The organism is Roseivirga sp. UBA838, assembly GCF_002296035.1.
Taxonomy (GTDB): Bacteria; Bacteroidota; Bacteroidia; order Cytophagales; family Cyclobacteriaceae; genus Roseivirga; species Roseivirga thermotolerans.
The window spans coordinates 40,476-63,972 of sequence record NZ_DBHC01000012.1; the positions used below are offsets into that span (position 1 = coordinate 40,476).

Here is a 23,497-nt window from a genome sequence, read left to right on the forward strand (position 1 = left end):
GGTAGCTTGGTCTGTGTTTTACAATAAGTTCTACAAATGTTGTAGAAATGGGTGGTTCTTGCTTTATTTGTTCTACAATAGTTGAAATAATATGAGTCAAAGTTTGGGAAACTTAGAAGAGACCATTTTGCTCTTAGTGGCTGTAATGCCCGAAGAGGCCTATGGATATACGGTTGCAGAAGCCTATGCAGAGCATATGAAGAGCCGAATTTCTATCTCGGCCATTCACACCGTACTGAAACGATTGGAAAAGAAAGGGTTAATTTCTTCAAAAATGGGAGGAGCAACTGCTGAAAGGGGCGGACGGAGAAAACGAATTTTTGAAGTGACCAAGGTGGGGCTTTCCACTTTGGAGCAAATTCAGGAAAGCCGCCAGAAATTGTGGCAAATGATGCCCAAGGTCAACTTTTCTTACCAGCTATGAAACAAGGCTCCCTCGATCATCAGGACTTGCCCAATTGGGCCAATCGCTTTTTAGAGTGGTACTGTGCCGATGAACTCATTGATGAGATTCAGGGAGATCTTCTGGAAGCATTTTATTATCGTAAACAAACGTACGGCCTAAGGAAAGCCCGGTGGTGGTTCATATGGGATGTTCTCAAATTCTTTAGGCCCTCATCGTTTAGAAAAAGGTCATTTAACTCAATTCCTATAGCCATGTTTAAAAATTATATTGTAGTGAGCCTGCGCAATTTCAGAAAGCAAAAAGGCTACAGTTTCATTAATCTATCCGGTCTTGTTGCCGGTATTGCCGCCTGTCTGCTCATTAGCCTCCATGTACTCAAAGAGCTTTCTTATGACAATTTTCACCCAAAGGCAGAAAGCACCTACAGGGTGGTAATGGATATGTATGGCAACGGCCAGCTCAAAGTAAAGAGTGCTCCGGTATACCCTGCTGTTGCTCCGGCATTACTGGCCGAGTTTCCTGAAGTTGAAATGGTCACACGCATTTTGCCCTTTGGAGGAGGGGTGTATAGTGTGAAAACAGCCAGCGGCACACTAGTTCGCTATAATGAAGAGCATGCAGTGTTGGCCGATGCCAACTTTTTCGAAATGTTTGGCTTTGAACTAATTGAAGGAGATAGGCGCGAAGCACTCAATGAGGCCAATCGAATTGTTTTGTCTGAGTCGGCTGCAGCCCGATACTTTGGCGATAAGGATCCAATCGGGCAGTCCATATACTGGCGAGGAACACGAGAGCTTATGGTAACGGGAGTTTTTAAGGACTTTCCGGAAAATTCACACATGAAGTTTGAGCTCATTACCTCACTTAAATCATGGAATGGTTATGAAGATTGGCCCAACAACTGGGGTTGGTATGACTTCTACACGTTTGTGAAGACGGCAGACAATGTGGATCAGGAAACGCTTGATGCCCGGCTCGAAACATTTTTAGATGGCAAAAAGGCCGAAATGTACGAGAAGTATAACGCCCGAGAGGTGCTTTGGACGCAGAACATTAGGGATATACATCTCTACTCGGAAGGTCTTGGCTGGGACATGGGCGAAAACGGTGGGGCTGATCAGATTTATTTTTTATCGGTGATTGCGGCCCTCATACTCATTATTGCCTGGGTCAACTATGTGAACCTGGCCACCGCCAGAGCGGTGAAGCGGGCAAAGGAAGTTGGCATTAGAAAAGTAGTTGGAGCTTACCGGTCTAACCTATTGTTGCAATTTTTAGTCGAGTCGTTTTTGTACAATCTTTTTGCGGTGTTGCTGGCTGGTTTGCTGGTAGCTCTTGCCGTTCCGTACATCAACGGTGCTCTTGAGTTTACACTCGACAGGCATCTACTCTTGTCTACTGAAGTGTTGAGTGGGTTGCTGGTTATGGTTATTGCAGGGAGCCTTTGTTCCGGCCTTTATCCGGCTTTTGTGCTCACCTCTTTTCAACCGGTCAAAGTACTCAAGGGTAAGATTTACAAGCGAAATGGTAGTTTTGGGTTCCGTCAGGTGTTGGTCATTTTTCAGTTTACAGCCTCCATTACACTTATCTTGGGCACTTTTCTAGTGGTCAAACAACTCAACTATATGAGGAATCAGGAGTTGGGTATAAATATAGATCAAACCCTGGTTATTCACTCCCCTTCTTCGGGCAGGGATGAAGAAGACCTCGAGAACAGGCTAAAGCTTTTTAAAGAAGAGCTTAATGCCACTCCGGGAATAGCCGGCTTCACTCTCTCCAACAGTGTCCCCGGTATAGAAAACTTTTTCATAAGCGGCTATACCTCAAAGCACTACCCCAATCAGCTGAGAGATATATATCGCATGTATATCGATGAAAATTTTTTCGATCAGTTTGAAATTGACTTAATAGCCGGACGAAGCTTTGACAAGAACTTAAAAACAGACACGGCTGCCGTGCTACTTAATCTCAACGCCATGAACCACCTGGGGTTCAACACCCCTGAGGAGGCCATTGGAGAGAAAGTAAACCCCGGAAATGAACAGTCCTGGAACATTATTGGAGTAGTAGAAAACTACCATCAGGCTTCTCTGAAAGAAGATCTCGATCCCATTATTTTTTTCTACAACCCCAATGCCGGCAACTATTACTCCCTGAAACTTTCGGGAAGCTCTCTGGGCAGCATTATGGATGACGTTGAGGCCAAGTGGGATGCGATTTACCCCGATAACCCTTTTGACTATTTCTTTTTGGACGAACGATTTGACCGACAATACAAGAGCGATGAGCAATTTAATGCAGTGTTCATTGGTTTTGCGGCACTGGCAATTTTTGTGGCCTGTCTTGGGTTATTTGGTCTGGTGTCTTTTACAGCTGAGCAATCGAAAAAGGAGATTGGAATACGCAAGGTACTTGGCGCCTCTTCCAATGCATTGGTTATGTTACTGGCCAAAGATTATGCTAAACTCATACTTGTGGCCATCGTGTTGGCGTTTCCGCTCGGATATTATTGGATGAGCTCCTGGCTCAATAATTTTGCCTATCAGACCAATATAGGCGCGGGAATTTTCATTTTTGGGGGAAGCCTTATGGCTCTTATTGCCTTTTTAACAGTGAGTTTTAAGTCGTTTAGCGCAGCTAACAACAATCCGGTAAATGTGCTTAGGGATGAGTAGGCAATAAGCTACTCACCCCGATACACAATTTTTCCACCCATAATGGTGTAGTCGAACCGGGCGTTGAGCCACTGCCGGGGTTCTGTTTCAAAGAGGTTGGTGTCAACCACCACAATATCGGCCAGCATGCCCTCTTTAATTTGTCCTTTCAGGTCTTCTTCAAAAGTGGCAAATGCAGAGCCCTGGGTATAAGCCTTTATGGCAGTGGCTAAATCTATGCGCTGCTCAGGAAACCAGCCGTTTTCCGGCTGACCGTTTACGGTTTGGCGTGTGACAGCCGCATAAAGACCATAGAGTGGGTTAATAGGGTAATAACTGGCGTTGGTTCCGGGCCAATCGGAGCCAAAGGCCAGTTGGCAGCCTGCTTCTTGCAAGGTTTTGAAGGCATAGGCTCCTTTGCACCGTTCGTAACCAATTCGTTCCTCCATCCATCGCATGTCGTCTGTTACATGGTAGGGCTGTACTTCGGCTATAATGTTTCGGCTGCTGAAGCGCGCAAAATCCTCTTCGGCAATCACTTGGGCATGTACCAATCTGAAACGCCTGTCTTTGGCTCCATTCACCATGTCCAATGTATCGAGTATATCGAGGAGAATGGAGTTGGCCTCATCGCCAATGGCATGTACTCTTAATTGAATGTGGCCACTATCGGCCTGAATGAGCATTTTTTTGAATTGGTCCATGTCTTTGGAAAATTCGCGCCAGCCCCCGCGCCAACTATGGTTTTCCATAGAGTTGTCTGAGTAGGGCTCAAAGAAGCGTGCAGATCGGCCACCCATTATACCATCAATGTGGCTTTTGATGGTGCCAAAAGAAATGTATTCATCTCCGGCAGGTGAGGGGTTTTCTTCCCAGTCAATTACCCAGCCGTTTTCCATCATGTTGTAGATTTCACTTAAACGGGAGGGTGAAAAGTTAATTCGGGTAAGAAGGGAGTCCCTTTCCAGCAAATAGCGGTAAATGTCTACTCGGTCCAAGGGAGACATATCCTGAACAGTGGTAACACCCCATTTGGCACACTCTTCCAGAGCCCTTTTCGTTTCGGCCAGTTTACGCTCAAAAGAGCTTTCGGGAACTTGCTCTAAAGCGGCTTCCAGTTGATCTCCCTTTAACAGGCCACTGGCCGATTCAATGCCTAAGTAGTCTAAGGCGAGCTGATTGGCCAAGCCTTCTGAACCATCGAAACGGGTCACTAGTACGGGATGTTCAGGAGTAATGTTATCAATAAGTGCTCTATTGGGCTGCCAGCTTTGGCGGTTTCTGTTGCTGCCTTCAGAGCCCATTTCCCAAGCCTCATATGCACCCCAGTCACCACGAGTTATCCAGCTGCCTTTCGGCAGGCGCTGGGTGGTTTCTTTAATGCGTTCTATAAACAAGGCATCTTCGTTTACATCGAGCAGATTAATACCCAGTAGCAAGGCTCCTGCACTGGCAAAATGAACGTGTGAATCGTTAAAACCGGGCAAAGTAAGCTTGCCCTTCAGGTCTATTTGCCGGGAGGCCTTGGGGAGGTTGCTGCCCCGGCCAACCGTTTTAATGCGGCTGCCTTCTAACAACACCCAATCGGCCCAGGGTTGTTTGTCGTTGCCTGTCCAAATTTTACCGTTGTGGAGCAACAGTGTTTCACGGGTTTGCTCGTTGCTTTTATGGCATGCCGCCAGTAGAAACAGGCATAGGCACAGCACACTTAGGTTTTTGAGTTTAATGGCCATAGTTTTTCGCAATTTCTTTAAGTCTGTTATCAATTTCTTCCCGGCTTAGCCACTTCCCTCTTACCATTACTCCGGCACGATCTTGTAAGTGGGCAATGTTATCCAGAGGATTTTTTCTAACCAAAATCAGGTCGGCAGAGGCCCCCTCTTTTATGGCTCCAAATTCATGGGGAGCCTTAAAAAACAATGCCGGGTTGAGAGTTCCGGCTCTAATGGCCTCAAGAGGACTCATACCGCTTCTTACCATGGCATCGAGTTCACGCTGAATGGAAAACCCCGGCACATTAAATACCTGAGGGGCGTCTGACCCAAGCAGTATTCCCACTCCTGCAGCATGAAGCTTCTGGATAATCTTTCTGCGCAGTGTGTTGAATTGGAGGGCTTGTTCGGCATCGTAGGCAGGCGATTCAATGATTTGCTTTTTGGTACGCACCCAGTTGTCTACAGTAGAAGGACTCATGTATTTCATCTCGGTTTCTTGGGCCAGAGTTTCCGGTGCTTCCGGGCCCACCCATCGCTCCATCATGGCCTGAGTTGGCACAATCCATACCTCATTTTCTACGGTGAGTTGTACGAGTTCGTCCAGCAGGTTTTCATCTGCAATTTCGGTGAAGTTAAGACCAAAGAAACCATTGGCGTTTGGGTTTACCCGAATGTAGGAAGGAACCAGACCCTCAATGTATCCATCCACATGATCTATGCTGGCATATTGGGCCTTCAGGGCATTTCTTATGCCCACATCAATACTCACATGACCGGCAAAGGGCATGTTAACCTCTTTGGCTGTTTTTACAATGGCATTGAAGTTCTCTAAGGTTAGTCCGGGGTGTAGTTTCATGAAGTCATAACCGGCTTTTTTCTGGTCTCTCACCATTTGTTCGGCTTGCTGCACTGAGGTTACAGAGTTGCCGTTGAGGCTTGGGCCCGAAGTGTAAATTCTGGGGCCAAGGATTTCTCCGGTAGCTACTTTTTCCTTCAACTCTAAATGATATGGTTGACCTAGCATGCCTCTAATAGTTGTGATTCCATTAGAGAGGTATAGAAATAGAGTTTCTTCTAGCAGGCGCATATTTTGGTTGCCGGGAATGTGTGCGTGCATTTCGGCAAGGCCGGGCATAAGGTATCCTCCCTCTCCCGGGCGCACGGTTTGTGTATTGGCCAGACGTGCTTCATTGCTTGGCACAATAAGACTAATCTTGCCGTCTTTTATAAATACGGTTTGGTTGGCGAGTATTTGTCCGCCTTCAACATCAACAATGTTCACGTTGGTGAAGGCAAAGTCGGCCTCCGGAGCGTTTTGGCAAGATGTGGGTAACATGCCTAGCAAGAGAAGGGCCAGCGAGAGGAAAAGCTTTTTCATTCAGGAATTTAAAAAAATGCACCCAAATGCGCCTTGCCACTAGTCACTTTTTGGCTATAACCAATTGATTATTAGTGCCTATTGGTTAGTTCGATATTTCAGCCCCTCCAAAAATAACAAGTCCTTTTATGACCAGCGTATTACCGGTAGAGTGGCTGTGTCCGGAAATGATTCGCTTGTCTGGCATGCCTCCAAAAATATTGGTTACACGCAGGTCTACGTCCCAATCTTTGGGCACCCGAATTTTGGACCCTCCAAAAAGGTAGAAGATATTTAAAGTAGCAACCGGTTGTTGCATACTGCTGGTGGTAAGGTCTATGTTGGACCCTCCAAATACGGCAGTGAGCGAACCTCCCTTAAAGTCTTTGGTTTTAACAACCCGGTCTCCTCCTCCAAAAATAGCCATGTCTTCAATAAGGTTTTCAGGAGGTGCGGCCGAAGTATCTTGAGGAGTAGTGTGGGGTGCCGGTACGGTTCGCCTGATAATGTGAATTCCGGCAAAAACCAATATGAGGGGCCAAAGGTCCCAAATAGAAATGTGAATGCGCAACCAGTCATCAATTACCAAAATAAGGCCTACAATTAGCAGAACCGTTCCGGCTTTTCTGTTTTGATCGGTTACAAGTAGAAACAGACCAATAAGAATAAGAATGTTTTCCCACTGAAAGAGGTAATGCCTGACCGACCAGGGAAGCACATCGAAATTGGTGAGCACGGCCACTATGCCTATGACAATGAAGATAAGGCCTAATAGCTTGTTTTGATTTTGCTTATCCATTTTGTTGAATCTACAACTAAAAGTAGAAAACTAGCTTTGATCTCACAAAAGAGAAAGTGCCAATGGCTACTGTTAATTGTTTGAAATAGTTGAATTCTTATTTACTTTTGCCCACCATTCAATCGCGCACGTGGTGGAATTGGTAGACACGCCATCTTGAGGGGGTGGTGCATTAAGTTGCGTGGAGGTTCGACTCCTCTCGTGCGCACTAAAGCCTTTCTGATTTTTCAGAGAGGCTTTTTTTATGTTATCGGTTTAAACCAGGCTTTCGTGAACAAGCTCAAAGTGCCCGTCAGCCTTTTCCGCAGATGTTACACTCACTGTTTTTACTTTATTCTCCCGGTTCATTACAAAGTTGTTCCAGGCATCTCCTTTTCCTCCGAATTTATGGAAGTGTAACACCTGTTTTTGGTCATATTCTTTTTCCCTTTGCCTTTCTAGCCATTGCATAAACCACTGCCTGCGTTCTTCGCGCACGTCTTCAGGATATAAGGTTGAAGACGACCAAATGTGTGGCTGGTTGGCTTGTAGTACATTGTGATGAAGCTTGTTTTCATCCCATACCAACTGATGCAGCTGAAGGGCTTTTTGGTGCTCTACAATTATCAGGGTGAATGGCTCAATTCCTTTAAACTCGAAATGCTCAATAAATTCAATAACACTGTTTTGGTTAAAAAACTCCAGCACCATGAGTCCTCGGCTCAAACGGTATGGGGGCTTGTGGTGGTGTTTTTCGAAGCCTCCGTTGAGCAGGCATAAGGTAAATCGCTTTTTATCGGTAGCCAGCCAAGTGCCCCCGGCTTTTGGGTCTTTAGGAAAATGAACGGGCCGGCCACCAATGGTTTGCCGGCTGAGTTCAAAACTGGCTCGTTGAGGATCTTCGTCTCGGTTGGATGTAAGAATAAAGTTGCCTTTTGCTTTTGGCAAGAAGGTTACTGTGCACATGTAAGCTCTTTTTGATAACGTACCGTGGAATAAGCAACACCAAAATGAGCAGGAAGTTCAACGGCCTTAAAGCTATGTTGCAAGGCTATTTTCACAATGGCCATGTGGTGTATGGCATGCTCAATATTGTATTGGAGTTCTCTGTAATACGAGCTGTTCAGGGTTTGCTCATATTGTTCATTCTCGTGGTAGTTAACTTTTAGTGAGAGCGAAAAGTCGTTCTTTATTTCACTAATGGCCTTTTGCAAAGACTGCATCTTTGTAATGGCCAGGTTGGGATCGGTTTCCAGCGTTTTGTTATGATCGCGCTTATCATAATTTACAATTCCTCCGTTTCTTCCGGCCAGCATAAGGTCGAAAAACTCTACAATGTGTCGAATATGCTTGCCTACGGTATTTCCCGATAATATGCTCAGTGGTTGGGCGAAATCGGTTGGTTTAAGCTGCCTGGTAATGTCAATAAGCTGGGATAAGATTTCTTTAGATACTCTCTGAAGTTCCATTGAAAAAAGTGTTAATTAAATATAGCCTTTTAATTGAAATATGGCAGAACCGTACGTGTAGCTATTTGCGAATTATCTCAGACCACCGCTTTTGAGCATTGCTGAGTAGGCTTTTCTCATTTTTATTCCAAAGCTCAAGGGTGTTGGTGCCTCTGAAATTGTAAAAGAGATAAAGCTTACGGTCTATGATTTTATAAGTTAGTGGGTCTACTTTTACCTTATCGCCATCGGCAATCGCATAGGCACAATACCCCCCATACTGTGGTTCATAAAGGGCCGGATTCTTTACAAAAGCAGCTTTATTGGCCTCGGAAACAAAATAATAGATTACCCCGGAATGATTATAGCTAATGGCAGTGCTGCCCTTTTGGGGCTTTTGGTCGAAATAGCTCACCGGATCATAACCTGCCATGGCTACTCCTCGGGTAAGGTTATAATGCTTTTTTGCATAAGGAAGGGTTTGGGCACTTAAGCCCAATGTAAAGCTCAATAATGTAGCTGTAAATAATAACCGATTCATTTGTCCTGTTTCTTGTGGTTTATGTACGGTGTCTTTGTCTATAGCGGCTGACACGAAAGATCATTTGGCCGACATTTTACCTTCTAAAGGGAAACTTTGCCTAAATTACTCACGATATATCGTGAGATGTCTTTGAATAAAACCATAGCAGATCATCCGCAGCTAGCTCGTTTTACAGTAGAAAGAGCCTTGGCGGCTATTCTATGGATGGACGAGCAGGGCTGTATTCACTTTGCCAATAAAACAGCACTGGAGCAATACGGCTACAGCTCTGAAGAATTCAACCGCCTGACCATTTTTGAAATTAACCCCAATTTCGACCGGAAAAAATATGCCATCACCTGGGCCAGGTCAAAACAAGTTCAAAGCCTGAGGTTTGAGTCGAGCCATTTGCGCAAAGACGGCTCGGAGTTTCCCGTAGAGATATTCGTAAACCACATTGAGTTTGAAGGACACGCGTATAACGTAAGTTTTATAGTAGATATATCGCAGCGTAAAAGGCATGAGCGATTGATGAAGTCGCTTTCTGAGGCTACAGCCGCAACCTTAGGTACCGATTTTTTTAAGACACTGGTTGAACGGGTGTCTATGGCTCTCAATGTGCATATGGTAGTAGTTACGGAATGTACCGACTCCAGCAAATCGAGACTGAGAACCCTGGCCTACTTTAAGGAGAATGAATTTCGAGAGAATGTAGAATATAATACCGAAGGAACACCTTGCGGTGTAATTATGGAAAGCAAAGAACCGTTGCTTATTGAGCGGGGTACCTATAGAAAGTACATTCGCGATACAGGGGTTGAGGGCTACTTTGGAGTTCCTATTATTAACCGTGAGGGAGAGGTTATTGGACACATTGCTCTTTTTAATAATAAACCGCTCCTTTTGAGCAATGAGGAACAGGAAATACTCAAGATATTCTCCGACAGGGCTGCTGCAGAAATAGAGCGAAATGTTTATAACAACAGGCTTGTATTGGCCATGCAAGAGGTGAAGAATCTCAAAGACCGATTGGAGGCAGAGAATGTTTACTTGCAAGAGGAGATACAGGGAGAGTATAATTTTGAAGAAATAATTACTCAAAGCGATCGCTTTAAAGCCATCCTAACGACTTGTGAACAGGTGGCCGTAACTGATGCTACAGTACTTATTTTGGGTGAATCAGGCACCGGTAAAGAACTGCTGGCACGAGCCATCCACAACATAAGCAAACGCAGGAACCGCCCCCTGGTAAAGGTAAACTGTGCAGCACTACCCGCCAATCTTATCGAAAGCGAACTGTTTGGTCATGAAAAAGGAGCTTTTACGGGAGCTATTAACCGCAAAATTGGCCGTTTTGAGTTGGCTCACGAAGGCACTTTGTTTTTGGATGAAATTGGAGAATTGCCGCTTGAGCTCCAATCTAAATTGCTTAGAGCCTTACAAGAAGGTGAGTTTGAGCGGTTGGGAAGTACGGAAACCATAAAAGTAGACGTGCGGGTAATTGCGGCTACCAACCGACAGTTGGATAAGGAAGTGGAGGACGGTCACTTCCGTGCCGATTTGTTTTACAGGCTCAACGTGTTTCCGGTACATAGCCTCCCACTTCGTGAACGGAAAGAAGATATTGCACTCCTGGTAAAATACTTTACCCATAAATTTGCCGGCAAACTGGGTAAACGAATCAATAAAATACCCAAGCGCTACCTCAATGCCTTACAGGCCTACGATTGGCCCGGCAACATTCGCGAGTTGGAAAATGTAATTGAGCGGGCTGTAATTCTTTCTCCCGGCCACCAATTGGAGTTAGGCGATTGGATTCCTAAGCGTGCCCACGCCACCCACAAAGAAGAGTTCGATACGTTGGAAGCTTTTGAGCGCAAGTACATTCTGGAAGTTTTGCAAAAAACAGCCTGGCGTGTGAGTGGAGAAAAAGGGGCCGCCAAAATTTTGGGAATGAAGCCAACTACTCTTGAAAGCCGCATGAAGAAGCTTGGAATAAAAAGAGGGCTCGATTAAGCGTACCGTTCTGAAAACCAATTGCTTGGCACTTCAAAAAAAGCAAGGATTGCGATTTCTGCAACCCTTGCCGTACTATGCGAAAGCCTTTACCGAAGCTGTTGCCATTTACAATTTGAGTACAATATCGATGGCCGGAAAACCACCCTCAAAATAGAGGAGGTCTACGGTCACTTTTTTGGCAATGTAACGCAATCCGCCAGAGATTACCGATGACTCACCCGGCAATAGGTAATTCTCAGTAATAAGTGCCAGGCGACCTGTGAGGCGCGTAATTCCTGCAACAGTGATTACTCCGCTATTGTCAATTTCTCCCTGGGCAAAGGCATAACCGGTACCTATGGTAAGCTGATGTTCGTGCGTTCCGTAAGTCACCAGGCCGTTTATAGTACCAAGGCTCACATCAGCTATTGAAGATGCAATGGTAAGATAACTTACCGAGGCCGCTACATTGAGTTTAGGGGCCACGGGAACTCCATATTTGGCATTGGCAAAAAGCAGAGGATTACCACTAAAGGTGCTGATTAACTCAAGACCACCCGTAAGGCTTAGCCTGTCGGTAACACCGTAGCTCACTAAGTTAAAAACACCATAAATGTTTTGGTAGTAACCCTCGCCTTTAGGTAGAGTATAGGCCGATTGTCCTATAAAATATCGGGTAGGGTTTGGGTTTGGAATTCTTCCTTTCGGGTCTAGCCGAATGATTCGCCTTATTTCGTTTTTCTGAAAGGTTAGCAACCCCAGGCTTTCGCTACGGATGACGATACTTGCATCATTTTCAGAAATGAGTTCACCATTAATTTCCGATTTATCCTCCAAATAGATTATGACCATTTGCGGAGACGATTGGCGCGAATCGTCTTGAGCATAGACGCTAAAAAATGCTGTGCCTAACAGGCAACAGACCAGAATAAATTTGTTCATTGTTTTCCTGATATTTCGTGAGTATAAAAATGTTATAGACCTTCTCTCTTCAAAAACACAGCCAAGATATCAATTAAGCTAGAAATTTTTTTGACTATTTTATTCCTGATATTTCATGTAATTCCTGATATATCAGGAAAAAATCAAAGACAAATCAATCCTTTTTATTTTTCAATTTGCTGAAAATCAGCGTATTAAGTGTGTTAAATACAGGTTGGCACGTAGATTGTCAAGTGAATGACGGTTTTGCAGACGGCAAAACGACATCGTTTGGTAAGACTCTTTTCCGGAAGTTGCTTAAGCTTCGTAAATGAAATCAGTATGTTTAACTTTCATTACAATTAATGAGAAACAAACTTCCGCTTTTTTGGGTAAGGCTACTTTACTATGAGTATTGGCCCTATTGGATATTCTTTCTGCCCTTGGTGCCCTATTGGCTCTATTTATCGTTGAGAGCGATGTCGTTCACCTACTTTACGGCCGCCAATCCTGGTATTGAACATGGTGGGGTGTTTGGTGAGTCGAAACGGCAAATCCTGGCCAAAATAGATAAGAAGTATCTTCCCAGGGCTATTTTCTGTAAGCAGAGTGAGTGCTGGGCAGTTGTTGAGCAACGCTTGATTGATGAAGGTTTGAATTATCCGGTTATAGCTAAGCCCGATGTGGGTGAACGCGGTAGCCAGGTGGTAAAGATTGAAAGCGACTCGGCCCTGCAGCAATACCTGAAAAAAGCCGGTGAACCTTTCATTGTGCAGGAGTTTATCGATTATCCTCTTGAGTTGGGTATACTGTATTATAGGTTGCCCATTAGCGGAAAAAGTGGCATCACCTCCATTGTCAGGAAAGAGTTTCTGACAGTCCAAGGCAATGGAAAGAGTACGCTCAGTGAGCTTATTAAGACCAATGAACGTGCTCACTTGCAATGGAAAACCCTGAGTTTGCGGTTTTTTTCCCGGCTTTCTGAAGTTATTCCGGAAGGCGAGAAGATACTTTTGGAGCCCATTGGAAATCATTGCAAAGGCACAAAATTTCTAAGTGCCCAGCACCTCATTAATGCCCGGTTGGTGGAGGTTTTTGATCGCATTTCCGCCTCAATTGAAGGTTTCTGCTTTGGTCGATTCGACCTGAAAGTTGCTTCTGTTGAGGCCCTGCAGAAAGGCGAGCAGATTCGCATACTGGAGTTGAATGGCGTTACTTCCGAGCCAGGTCATATATATGACCCTTCACTCAACTTGTGGAGAGCCTACAGAGATACAGCTCGGCATATGCGCGTTATGTTTAGGGTGAGTCAGGAAAACCGTCAGTTGGGTCAGCCAGTCACTCCTTTGCCGGAACTTGTACGGTTGCTGAGGAAACACTTTGGTGGCAAAAGAGTAGCAGAGGTTGCTATGTCTAATCAAAAGTTGAGCAATGCTCTTGGAGGTACTCAGTAGTCTGGCGTTGGCAACAGTTATAAGCTTTGCCGGCTCCGTACAGTTGGGGCCAGTAAACTTTGGCACCCTACACACTGCACTACACAAGGATAAAAAGTCGGCCATACGTTTTGGTTTTGGGGGTAGCCTACCTGAGCTGCTGTATTGCGGCTTGGCGGTTGCCGGAGCCGGTTGGCTCGGTAGGTTTGAACAGTGGCAAGAAATATTGCAGTACTGTACAGTGGTTGTGCTGTTTGTTTTTGGGGTGTATTTGTGGTTTCAGAAAAGCCATTCACCAGAAGGACAAAGTTCAATTCAAACCTCAAAAGGCAACGATCTGCTGGTGGGTGCCACCTTTGGACTGCTCAACCCTCAGCTTTTCCCTTTCTGGCTGGTGGTAATTACCAACCTGAAGAGCTATGGACTCATTACATCGACCCATGTGGTGGTACAGGTAGGGTTTGTGGTGGGGGCTGCTCTGGGGGCGTTTCTGTTGCAGCTATTGGTGGCCGAAGTTACCTCCCGAAAACGAGAATTTATTTACATGAGACTTACGAGAAACTACAATAAAGTACTCGGTGCCATCATTGTTGGCATCGCCATTTTACAACTATTAATTAACCTCTAGATTATGCAAAAGGAAATGAAGTATTGGTATCTGAAAAACTTCGATTTGTTTTCAGACCTAAACAAAGAACAGATCAATGATCTTTCGGAAATTGCCCGATTTGTGCGAATGAAGAAAGGCCAGTCTATTTATTTCGCCAACGAACAGGCCAGAAGATTGTATTTTCTGATTAACGGAAAGGTGAAAATTAGCGAAATCGATGGTTTTGGTAATGAGCTTATCAAGTCTATTGTCTTGGGAGGAGAGCTTTTTGGAGAAGTACCCAGCTATAATTTTAAGCAAACACAGGAGTTTGCCGAAATTCTTTCGAGCGAAGTGATAATTTGCTCTTTTCATCTGGAAGAGTTTGAAACCATCATGCAAAAGCATCCGGTGTTAGCCTTGGCTTTTGCCCGAAAAATGACCGAAAAACTGCAAGGTCTTGAGACCCGCTATACTAACCTGGTTTTTAAAGATGTAAAAGCGCGCCTGAAGTGTTTCTTGTTTGAGTGGGCCAATAAAGAAGGTAAACCGGAAGAAGAAGGACTGGTGATAAAAAACTATCTTACGCATAGCGAAATTGCCAATATTATAAGCTCTTCGAGGCAGACCGTGACAACCCTCATCAATGAACTTAAAGAGGAAGGCGTAATTAAATACTCCAGAAGGGTAATTACTATTCCGAACCTTCAGGCATTTGCCGCTTAATACCACTGGCCAAAAGCCAACACACATTTCCTATTCACAAGAGAGAGATTTAGAAAAGCCTTCAACATTTTGTTGGAGGCTTTTTGCTTTTAAGCCCATTTTTGGTTTTGAACCTCTTTTTTCATTAATGGTGTTATTAAAGCTCCCTTAAATGCCGCGGGCATGCAACCCAAGAGCCGCAGCGATAGTCTCTACCTACAGTTTCTAAAACCAAAAACATGAAAACCATTATTACTTTTTTGAGCCTGGCTATGGCTTTTACGCTGGTTGCCCAGGAAAATGACACCAGAAAACTGAGCTCGTTTAATGAAATTAGAGTCTCTGAGGGTATAGACCTTGTGGCCCAAAAAGGGGACGACAATTCAATTAGTATTGAAGTTTCGAGAATAGATATCGAAGATGTAATTACCGAGGTAAGAGGAGGTAAGCTTTATGTGCATCTTTCACGCGGAAACCATCGAAGCAACAAGGTGAGGGCTACCCTTACCTATACCGAGGAGCTTAAGGAAATAGAAGTAAATACCGGGGCTCAGGCTGAGTTTAGAACTGAAATTTCTGTTAGCCGTTTGAGCGTCACTAGCTCCACATCGGGCTATGTGCGCCTTGTAGCGAAGGCCGAAGAAGTAGATCTTTCAGCGGCTACATCGGGCCGAATAGATATAGAAGGTACTACAGACGAGCTGGAAGCTACGGCTTCTACCGGGGGTACTATTTATGCATATGATCTTACCAGCAACAGTGCTTATGCCCGGGCCAACACAGGCGCAGATGTACGAATCAATGCCGAAAGGCGGTTGAGAGCTAGTGCCGGTACGGGAGGGTCTGTCAGGTACACCGGTAGTCCAAGAACAGACGTTCGTAGTAATACTGGGGGTAGTGTGCGCAGGGGAGGATAATTAGCAAGTTTCAAAGACTACTCCCTTTCATCTTCGCATAGCTTTGCTGGTTAGAGAATTTTTTAGGGCAGCTCAGAAAGTTGTAATTTCAATTCTTTGTGGCCCTTTCTAAACAATCAGTTATGTATAAGATGAACAGAACATGTGTATTTGCCCTTTTTGCCGTCCTATTCTGTGTGACAGCTCCCCTACAAGCTCAAGACGATGCTGCTGAAATAAGAAAAACTATTATGACCATGTTTGACGGAATGCGCGAAGGCGATTCGGCCAAAGTACATTCGGTAATGATGAAGGATGTGATTTTTCAGCGCGTGGCAAAAAACAGGGAGGGTAAGACGGTAGTCTCCAATAGCGATTTTCAGCGGTTTTTAGTAGCCATTGGCACCCCTCACGACAAGGTGTGGGACGAACGAATTGAGTTTGGTCCGATATTGATCGATGGGGATATGGCCTCCGTCTGGACACCCTTTAAGTTTTACTTGGGAGATACTTTTTCTCACTGCGGGGTCAATGCTTTTAAGCTTTGCAAAACTGAAGAGGGGTGGAAGATTTTTCATTTGGTAGATACCAACCGGAGGGATAACTGTGCCATGAACTAGGCCGGCATCAATACTTATTTTTGAACACTTTTGGGCGCAATGCAAAAAACCCTGACAAGGTCAGGGTTTTGCAAGCAAAGAGTTAGGTTTCATCCAATTTCTTACGATGGTGCCGTGGATGACCGTCCACCATCTGTTTCATTAAATTCGGGGTCAAAACTAATGAGGCGTACGACTTTAAAAAACTATTTGCGAAAAATATTCCGATAAAATTCTACGGTATGCCTATGCCGGAGCATTATAAGTAGGAATGACGGTCCGAACCTGGCAACACTCCTTAAAATTAACCTCGATTGATTTAGTCAGAATTGTACACAGGCGGGCTTCAATGTCCAGTGTCAGGCCATAAAAAAACTGTCTCAAAAACTCCCTGCACTTTGTCCTTCCCCCCTGTAGAAACCCCGGTTCTTAAAAACTGGAGGCCGTCATTCGGTTGCGGATCAGAAATGTGAAAAGGATGTCTTTGAGACAGTTTTATTTTAAGAAGATAGGCTGAGTGCCCAAGAATTAATTCGGTGCACTCAGACCATCTAACCTCTTATGGGTTTTGCTGCAATAGTGGGTTAATGTTAATCGCACTAATTGGGAACAAGTATTGCCACTCAGGTCCACCTGGAGCCACGTTGGTAATAGCAGCGTGGGTTAGGTTAAAGCTACCTCTTTGAGGTCTGTTCAAAGGTAGGTTCAAGCGTTTAAGATCAAGGAAGTTAAACCCTTCACCCCAAAGCTCAATTCTACGCTGAACGAGTATTTCATTCAACAAAGCCTGACCGGAGTTGGTGCTTAGTACGGCATTAGGATCTCTTTCAGAAACCAATTCGAAAAGCACGGTTCTTGCGGCCACATCATTGCCCAAATGAGCGTTTGCTTCAGCTTCAATAAGAATCATTTCGGCCACACGCATCAATACTACGTCTCCATCGCCAATGGTGCCGCTGGGTAGTGCCTCGAACTTAGTGTTCATGTAGGCATATTTGGCAAAATTGCTTGGAATATTGATGGCTGCTCTTTCGGCCGGAGTAACCGCCCAAAAGCCTTTTCTGACATCGGTAGAAGGAATCAGGTCATACAAATCGGCATTGATACACTTCGGGTTGTTTCGAATGTGTGTAGAGCTGTAGTTGTAAGACATGTACGCAAAAAATGATGCGAAGAAAGTACCGTGGTCAGGAATCACATGGCTGGCCCAGATCCATCCTGAGGCACCATCGTTATTGAAACCCTGGGTTAACTCCGAATTAGGAGTGAGCGTAAAGCCCTGTCTTGCTGCGCGAGCATAGGTAATGGCATTTGCCCATTCGCCTTTAGTAAGGGCTACTCTGGCCAGAACACCATTAACCACGTTGGCTCTGATTTGCGACTTATCGGTATGGCTTACGGTAGACGATGTCAGGTTTTGAAGAGCGGCATTCAGGTCGCTTTCAATCTGATCGTACACTTCGTCTACGGTAGACCTTGCCTTAGGCTCGCCAAGGTTGTTCAAATCGTCCAGGTTAATAACAATACCTAATTGGTTGTTAGCTTCACCGGGTCGATATCTTGGAGCATAAAGTTGCACCATGTTAAAGTGGGCAAAGGCTCGGTAAAAATATGCCTGACCTTTGATGTTCTTCTTCTCATTTTCATCGCCTTCAATGGCATCAATTGAATTGATGATGTTGTTGGCATTGGCAATCATAGAGTAGAAGTAGTCATAGGTGTGGGTTACCAAAGAGCTGGAGTTGTCTCTATGCTCAATCCACTTGTGCACGTTGATGAACCAACCACTACCTCGTTGTGGGTTTACCACATCGTGTCCTAAGAAATCGTAATTGATCATCATGTTACCGTATCCGGCTCTCTCATCTTGCGAACCGCCTACTCCGTACATGTGTCTGTGAATACCTTCGAGTGCTGCTCTCTGGTTTTCAATAGTACCAAGCACCTGATCAGAGCCTAATTGGTCTGTTGGGAAGGTGTCCAGAAAGTCCTCGCTGCATGAGCCCACGGCTAATACGAGCAAGAGCAAAAGTATATTTGAAATGTATTTCATTGTCTTAATTTTTTAGAAGTTTAGGTTAACACCCAGTGTGATAACTCGCGATGGAGGGTACAGACCCACGTTTTGAGTACCATTGAATGTTTCCATAGGGTTCATCCCTTTTCTTGCACTTAGCCAGAACAGGTTTTCTGCCGATACATACATTCTAAGCCCATTGAGGCCAAGGTTTTGTACAGTAGAACGTTGGAATTGATAACCCAGATTTATGTTTCTCAGGTTCAGGTAAGAAGCATCGGTCAACCAGCGGTCTGAAGTAGCAATAATGTTCACATCGTTGTTGATGGAGAGCTTAGGTACGTCAGTAATGTCGCCAGGCTGTTTCCAACGTTTGGCTATGTCTTTATGTACTGCACTGGCATCGTCAGTACTCATTAAGCTTTGGTAGTTAGAGTCGTAAATTTTACCACCAATACTATAAGAGAAGAGTACAGAAAGCGTAAAGTTTTTGAACGATACAGTGTTGGTGAAGGCACCATACACATCAGGAATAGAAGAACCATTGTAGGTATACAAGGCATGGTTTTGGTTGTTTGTCAACTGAACACCATCTACTGTTTTGAATACGTTGTTTGGTGCTTCTTCAGACTCCGGATCGTATACGTAAAGTGGCTCACCTGTATCAGGATCTACTCCATACCAGTCTCTCAACCAGAAATCGTAGATAGAGCGTCCTTCCAGAAGCTTCTTGGTACCGGTAATGATTCCGTTTTCTCTAGAGTCTTCAGGTAGTCTTGTAATTTCGTTGCTGAACATGGTCGCGTTCAGTCCGAAGTTCCACTCAAAACCGCTGGTAGATTTAATAATGTCTACATTAATATCGAACTCAAGACCTTTGTTTACCATTCTACCTATGTTTCTGTTCTGAGAGGTATAGCCAGACTCACGAGGAATTGGTACTGAGAACAACAGGTTGTCTGAATAGCGGTTGAAGTACTCAATAGTACCTCTCACTTTACCCAGAATTTCAAAATCAATGGCTACGTCTGCAGAGGTATTTTTCTCCCAAACCAGGGCGGTGTTACCTACTGAATAACTATAGAAGCCAGGGTTGGCAGCGTTGTTTCTTCCTGAAGAGTATAGCGTTTGAGAAGGATAGAATCCGCCTACGTTGTCGTTACCGGTCTCACCATAAGAAGCTCTCAGCTTCAACTCGTCAATCCAGCTCACACTATTCATGAAGTCTTCCTGAGTGATTCTCCAGCTGGCACCTACCGACCAGAAGTTACCCCAACGGGCATCTCTTGAAAATCTTGAGGTACCATCTCTTCTAATAGAAACTGAAGCATAGTAACGCTCATTGTGGTTATAGTTTATTCTGGAGAAATAACCTTCTGTTTTGTAGCGGTCAATTTGAGAGTTGGCCGATACTATGGTGGTGTAGTTATCCAATACAGGGTTATCTAGCACAATGTAGCCGGTTTTGGCTGCGTTGAAGTCGTTGTTCTTCACACTGTAGCTTTCATGACCAAACAACACATCGAAATTGTGGTTTCCACTCAAGTCGAAGGAGTAGTTGATCAATTGGTTAAAGTTTGAGGTAATGTCGAAGTTGGCACTTCTTGAAGCCCTACCTACAGGAATATAGTCACCTACAAATGGGTTGCCATAGAATTGGCCATTGAAGGTACCAATATCAACACTTCCGTTTAGTGTAATACTCAGGTCTTCCATTGGCTTAATTTCTGCGAAGGCCACTGTTCTAAAGAAAAGGCTCTCATTGTAGTTGTTGTTGAGCAACATTTCTTCTGGTGCATGACGGCCCGAAGTAGTGTTCGGTCTTCTTGGAATACCAAAGCGAGCATCTCCACGGTCAAAAGCACGAGAGCCGGTCATTGGATCGATAATGTAGTTGCCCTGATCATCGATGGCATATACAGGGAATATTGGTCCCATTCTACGGGCGTTATAGAAGGCGTTGGCAAACCCGGAACCACCACTGGTTACCGTATTTTGCATACGCACATCGCCAGAGTTGTTCATTCCAACTCTCAGCCAGTCCAGCACATCTACATTCACATTAGTTCTAAGGGTATAGCGTTCAAAGTCAGAGTTTTCAAACACCCCTTTTTCGTTCAAATAACCGAAAGAGGCATAGTAGTCAGCTCGTTCTGACGCTCCCTGAGCGCTGAAGTTGTACTCTTGCCGATAACCCAAACGCTCAATTGGATCGAACCAGTCCAGGTCATTTTCTGAGTATCTGATTCTGGCATTAGGGTTAATACTACCGTCAGTTCCTATAATTTCATTGTTGGCCACGTTGGTGGCGTTGTAATTAAGGAAGCCAATTAATTCATTGGTGGCTTCTTGCGCTGCCTGAGCTTCTGTACGGCCCTGAGTGATTTTGTCGTTTCTCAGAGCTTCCCAGTATACCTGGTAAAAGTCTAGCGGATTAATGCGCTCATACTCCTGAATACCTCTTGCTGAAACCCCTTGTTTGGTAGAGAAAGAGAAAGAAGGAGCTTGATTTTTTCTTCCTTTTTTAGTGGTGATAATTACCACACCGTTGGCCGCTCTGGCACCATATAATGAAGTGGAGGCTGCATCTTTCAATGTAGAGATAGACTCAATATCGTCAGGGTTTATCCTGTTAATGTTGCCGCTAAATGGTACCCCGTCCACTACAAAAAGCGGATCGTTGCTACCGTTTACCGAACCAATACCCCTAAGCCTGATGGCTGGGTTATCGCCCGGCTGACCGGTAGATGTTGTAACCTGAATACCCGGAGCCGATCCACCCAAAGCTGAAATAGGGCTGGTTACGGGTCTTTCCTTAATTTTTTCTGCAGTAAGTTGGGTTACTGAGCCTGTGATACTCTTTGTATCCTGAGTACCGTAGGCCACTACCACTACTTCTCCTGCATCAACTACATCGGGTACCATAGAGACATTCATGGTTGCCCTGTTTCCTACCAGTTCTTCGATGGTCTTGTAACCAAGAAAACGAAAAACGAGCACATCGTTCTCGGAACTTACGCTCACAGAGAACTTTCCGTTGACATCGGTAATCATACCACGGGTGGTTCCTTTTACTGAAACACTCACCCCCGGTAGTCCCATACCGAGCTCGTCAAGAACCGTACCCTCCACCGTACGGTTCTGTCCCATTAAACTGCTACTCAGCAGTAAAAAAATGAGGATAGTTTTGATTTTAAAATTAAGCATTATGGTTAGTTTAAATACATTCCTAACCAACAACCGGAACCGAATTATGCCGCTTTAGAATCCATATAGGGTGAAAAATGAAATATGATGGGTAAAAAATCGATTTGATTGGTAGAAGAAAAAATTGCAATATATGACTAATTCGAAATCCGATTTTTTGCAAGTGAAATCTTGCTTTTTTTGGTTTCTGGGAGTGTAAAAGTTTAGTTGGCGTAGTGCCGGTTGAATCTTAACTTAGTGAAAGATTAATTCAACAGGGGTTTGATCAAGAAGTTTATACAATACTTATATACCGGTTGGTGTGCTGTGGCCTTTGTGGTGCCCATGCTAATTCTGGCCATACCCATAATTATACCTTTACTTATTTCCAGAAGGCTCGACTTCATTACCTATTTTTTTATTCGGTTTTGGGTGTATTGCTTTAGCCTGCTCACAGGCATTTGGTTTATTGGACATAACAAACAGGTGGTAGACCGAAAGAAGTCTTACATTTTTGTGATTAACCACACCTCGTTTTTAGACGCCCCTGCCATACCCATTGCCATACCCAGCACCTTAGTGGCGCTGGGCAAAAAAGAGCTGTCCAAAATTCCGGTATTTGGCTTGGTAGTAAACCGCCTGGCTATTTGGGTGGACAGGTCTAGTGCCGAAAGCCGAAAGGTGAGTAGCGCAAAACTGAAAGAACTGTTGCGTGGAGGAACTTCGGTATTAGTAGCCCCTGAAGGTACCCGAAACAACACCGATGAACCCCTGCTGCCCTTTCGGTATGGTCCATTTCGATTGGCTATCGAGGCTCAGATACCAATTATTCCTGTAGTAATTCATAATGCCGGCCGATTGATGAAACGAGGCAGTTTGTTATTAAGGCCCGGAGTAGTACACTGTTATTGTTTGCCTGAAATTTCGGTGGAAGGCCTTACAGAGGCCGATTTGGATCAACTCACTCTAACTACTTTTGAACTCATGAAACAAAAAATCATTAGCCTCAATGAAGAAGGCCAATAGAATTGGCATTATTTTCGACATCCCATATTCCAAACCAAACATTAGGGCATATGAACACTTTTTACAAACCGCTGTTTTTAGCACTTTTTTCCCTTATAATCTGGGGCTGTGCTACTGGAAAAAATGCCTTTGACAAGGGCGATTATGCCACTGCTCTTGACCGGGCGGTGAACCGACTTCAGGCCAATCCGACTAACAAAAAAGCCCAGAATGTATTGATGGATGGCTATCGTATGGCCTCACAGTTTCATCTCAAGCGCATTCAGCAATTAAATAGAAGCAACGATCCTTTGAGGTTCGAGAGCATATACAATGAGTATACTTTTTTGAATCGGTATTACAATGATATTCAGCGATGCCCGGCTTGTCTTGATTTAGTTAATCCGAGTGAGTATTTGGTTGAGCAACAAGAGGCTGCGGTTATGGCTGCCCAGGTTCAGGTAGACATGGGCAACCAGGCCCTGCAAGCCAATACTATTGAAGCCGGTCGTCAGGCTTTTGGTCATTTTCAGAGGGCACTGCGATTTAATAACAACCTTCAGGGTATTGATAGCTTGCTCACTGAAGCACGAAATATGGGCACGGTAAAGGTTTTAATTGAACCTATCCCCACTCACTCGCGCAACCTAGAGCTAACCAACGAATACTTTGCCAATAGGATGTTCGAGTTTCTGGATGGGTTTAGCCGCGATCGTTTTGTGCAGTTTTTCTCGCATGGCGATATGGAAGCCTATGATATTCGTCCCGATCATATTCTTAGTCTTGAGTTTGACGATTTTGTGCTGGGTCAAACTCTTGTGGAATCTAAGACTAAAGAACTAAAGCGCGACAGCGTAATTGTAGGCCAGTACAAAGACAAGGATGGTGTTTCGCATGATGTATACGGCACAGTAAAGGCCAATTTTACGACTTATCGTAAAACCCTTGCTTCAACCGGCATTCTGAATTTTGAAATCAGAGATGCATACAGCAATCAGGTGCTTATTCAGCGAAAGCTGGGTGGCGAAGATATATGGCAGTATGAGTGGGCTTCTTTTAATGGAGATGAGCGTGCACTAACCAAGGAGGAGCTGCGAATGACTAAGCTAAAGGAGGTGCCGCCTCCTGCTCCTCAGGAATTATTTGCTGCTTTTATCGATAGAATCTACGATCAGGTGCTGGGGCAGGTAAGACAGCTCTATCGGAATACCCGAATATAGGTGTTGAATCCGGATTGCTAAGAAACCTGAGTTCGATGTAAGGAAGT

Annotated in this window: 19 protein-coding genes and 1 tRNA gene; 11 read left to right on the forward strand and 9 right to left on the reverse strand. The window is 44.6% G+C overall.

The genetic code is table 11. The annotated features are described in order from the left end of the window. The first annotated feature begins 91 nt into the window (after positions 1-91). Both B3O12_RS04205 and B3O12_RS04210 read left to right on the forward strand, forming a co-directional pair. Positions 92-424, forward strand: coding sequence for a PadR family transcriptional regulator (locus tag B3O12_RS04205; protein WP_189628996.1), 333 nt, complete (start codon positions 92-94; stop codon positions 422-424). Continuing rightward, positions 421-3,081, forward strand: coding sequence for an ABC transporter permease (locus B3O12_RS04210; RefSeq protein ID WP_286755400.1), 2,661 nt, complete (start codon positions 421-423; stop codon positions 3,079-3,081). The genes B3O12_RS04205 and B3O12_RS04210 overlap by 4 nt, the downstream gene beginning before the upstream one ends. 8 nt (positions 3,082-3,089) lie before the next feature. Here the strand turns inward: B3O12_RS04210 and B3O12_RS04215 are convergent, their stop codons facing one another. The 3 genes from B3O12_RS04215 to B3O12_RS04225 all read right to left on the reverse strand — a co-directional run bounded on the left by B3O12_RS04215 (position 3,090) and on the right by B3O12_RS04225 (position 6,931). Continuing rightward, positions 3,090-4,793, reverse strand: a complete 1,704-nt coding sequence (locus tag B3O12_RS04215; RefSeq protein ID WP_286755401.1) for an amidohydrolase — start codon at positions 4,791-4,793, stop codon at positions 3,090-3,092. Continuing rightward, complete coding sequence (locus B3O12_RS04220; protein WP_286755402.1) at positions 4,783-6,153, reverse strand: amidohydrolase family protein; 1,371 nt, start codon at positions 6,151-6,153, stop codon at positions 4,783-4,785. Before B3O12_RS04220 ends, B3O12_RS04215 begins: the two co-directional genes overlap by 11 nt. Before the next feature lie 85 nt (positions 6,154-6,238). Next, positions 6,239-6,931, reverse strand: coding sequence for a LiaI-LiaF-like domain-containing protein (locus B3O12_RS04225; protein ID WP_189629000.1), 693 nt, complete (start codon positions 6,929-6,931; stop codon positions 6,239-6,241). Between the two features lie 124 nt (positions 6,932-7,055). Between B3O12_RS04225 and B3O12_RS04230 the strand changes: the two genes are divergently transcribed. Beyond that, positions 7,056-7,139 (forward strand) — tRNA-Leu (locus B3O12_RS04230). A 47-nt stretch (positions 7,140-7,186) separates the two neighbouring features. Here B3O12_RS04230 and B3O12_RS04235 read toward each other — a convergent pair. The 3 genes from B3O12_RS04235 to B3O12_RS04245 all read right to left on the reverse strand — a co-directional run bounded on the left by B3O12_RS04235 (position 7,187) and on the right by B3O12_RS04245 (position 8,953). Beyond that, a complete protein-coding gene (locus B3O12_RS04235) occupies positions 7,187-7,876 on the reverse strand; it encodes an NRDE family protein (RefSeq protein WP_286755403.1) in 690 nt (229 codons plus the stop codon). Further along, positions 7,864-8,379: a hypothetical protein gene (locus tag B3O12_RS04240; RefSeq protein WP_286755404.1), complete on the reverse strand. Its 516-nt coding sequence runs from the start codon at positions 8,377-8,379 to the stop codon at positions 7,864-7,866. The genes B3O12_RS04235 and B3O12_RS04240 overlap by 13 nt, the downstream gene beginning before the upstream one ends. A gap of 61 nt (positions 8,380-8,440) precedes the next feature. Beyond that, the gene (locus B3O12_RS04245) at positions 8,441-8,953 is read right to left on the reverse strand and encodes a YHS domain-containing (seleno)protein (protein WP_286755405.1); all 513 of its coding nucleotides are present in this window, start codon (positions 8,951-8,953) and stop codon (positions 8,441-8,443) included. Between the two features lie 42 nt (positions 8,954-8,995). Between B3O12_RS04245 and B3O12_RS04250 the strand changes: the two genes are divergently transcribed. Then, on the forward strand, positions 8,996-10,897 hold the full coding sequence (locus B3O12_RS04250) for a sigma 54-interacting transcriptional regulator (protein WP_286755407.1): 1,902 nt from the start codon (positions 8,996-8,998) through the stop codon (positions 10,895-10,897). Between the two features lie 108 nt (positions 10,898-11,005). Here B3O12_RS04250 and B3O12_RS04255 read toward each other — a convergent pair whose 3' ends face one another. Continuing rightward, entirely contained in the window at positions 11,006-11,821 is an 816-nt protein-coding gene (locus tag B3O12_RS04255) for a hypothetical protein (protein WP_189629004.1), read from the reverse strand. A 344-nt stretch (positions 11,822-12,165) separates the two neighbouring features. Between B3O12_RS04255 and B3O12_RS04260 the strand changes: the two genes are divergently transcribed. From B3O12_RS04260 to B3O12_RS04280, 5 genes are all read left to right on the forward strand, one after another. Continuing rightward, entirely contained in the window at positions 12,166-13,254 is a 1,089-nt protein-coding gene (locus B3O12_RS04260; protein WP_286755409.1) for a hypothetical protein, read from the forward strand. After that, entirely contained in the window at positions 13,232-13,861 is a 630-nt protein-coding gene (locus B3O12_RS04265) for a LysE family translocator (protein WP_286755411.1), read from the forward strand. The genes B3O12_RS04260 and B3O12_RS04265 overlap by 23 nt, the downstream gene beginning before the upstream one ends. 3 nt (positions 13,862-13,864) lie before the next feature. Beyond that, on the forward strand, positions 13,865-14,548 hold the full coding sequence (locus B3O12_RS04270; protein ID WP_286755412.1) for a Crp/Fnr family transcriptional regulator: 684 nt from the start codon (positions 13,865-13,867) through the stop codon (positions 14,546-14,548). A gap of 218 nt (positions 14,549-14,766) precedes the next feature. Then, positions 14,767-15,444, forward strand: coding sequence for a head GIN domain-containing protein (locus B3O12_RS04275; protein ID WP_286755413.1), 678 nt, complete (start codon positions 14,767-14,769; stop codon positions 15,442-15,444). A 122-nt stretch (positions 15,445-15,566) separates the two neighbouring features. After that, the gene (locus B3O12_RS04280; protein ID WP_286755414.1) at positions 15,567-16,043 is read left to right on the forward strand and encodes a nuclear transport factor 2 family protein; all 477 of its coding nucleotides are present in this window, start codon (positions 15,567-15,569) and stop codon (positions 16,041-16,043) included. Positions 16,044-16,581: 538 nt separating this feature from the next. Here the strand turns inward: B3O12_RS04280 and B3O12_RS04285 are convergent. Then, positions 16,582-18,075 (reverse strand): RagB/SusD family nutrient uptake outer membrane protein, encoded by a 1,494-nt coding sequence (locus tag B3O12_RS04285; protein WP_286748253.1) that lies wholly within the window; start codon positions 18,073-18,075, stop codon positions 16,582-16,584. A gap of 12 nt (positions 18,076-18,087) precedes the next feature. Beyond that, a complete protein-coding gene (locus B3O12_RS04290; RefSeq protein ID WP_286755415.1) occupies positions 18,088-21,246 on the reverse strand; it encodes a SusC/RagA family TonB-linked outer membrane protein in 3,159 nt (1,052 codons plus the stop codon). Between the two features lie 261 nt (positions 21,247-21,507). Between B3O12_RS04290 and B3O12_RS04295 the strand changes: the two genes are divergently transcribed. Then, positions 21,508-22,251, forward strand: coding sequence for a lysophospholipid acyltransferase family protein (locus tag B3O12_RS04295; RefSeq protein WP_286755416.1), 744 nt, complete (start codon positions 21,508-21,510; stop codon positions 22,249-22,251). A gap of 50 nt (positions 22,252-22,301) precedes the next feature. Further along, the gene (locus B3O12_RS04300; RefSeq protein ID WP_286748249.1) at positions 22,302-23,450 is read left to right on the forward strand and encodes a hypothetical protein; all 1,149 of its coding nucleotides are present in this window, start codon (positions 22,302-22,304) and stop codon (positions 23,448-23,450) included. Positions 23,451-23,497: the final 47 nt, after the last annotated feature.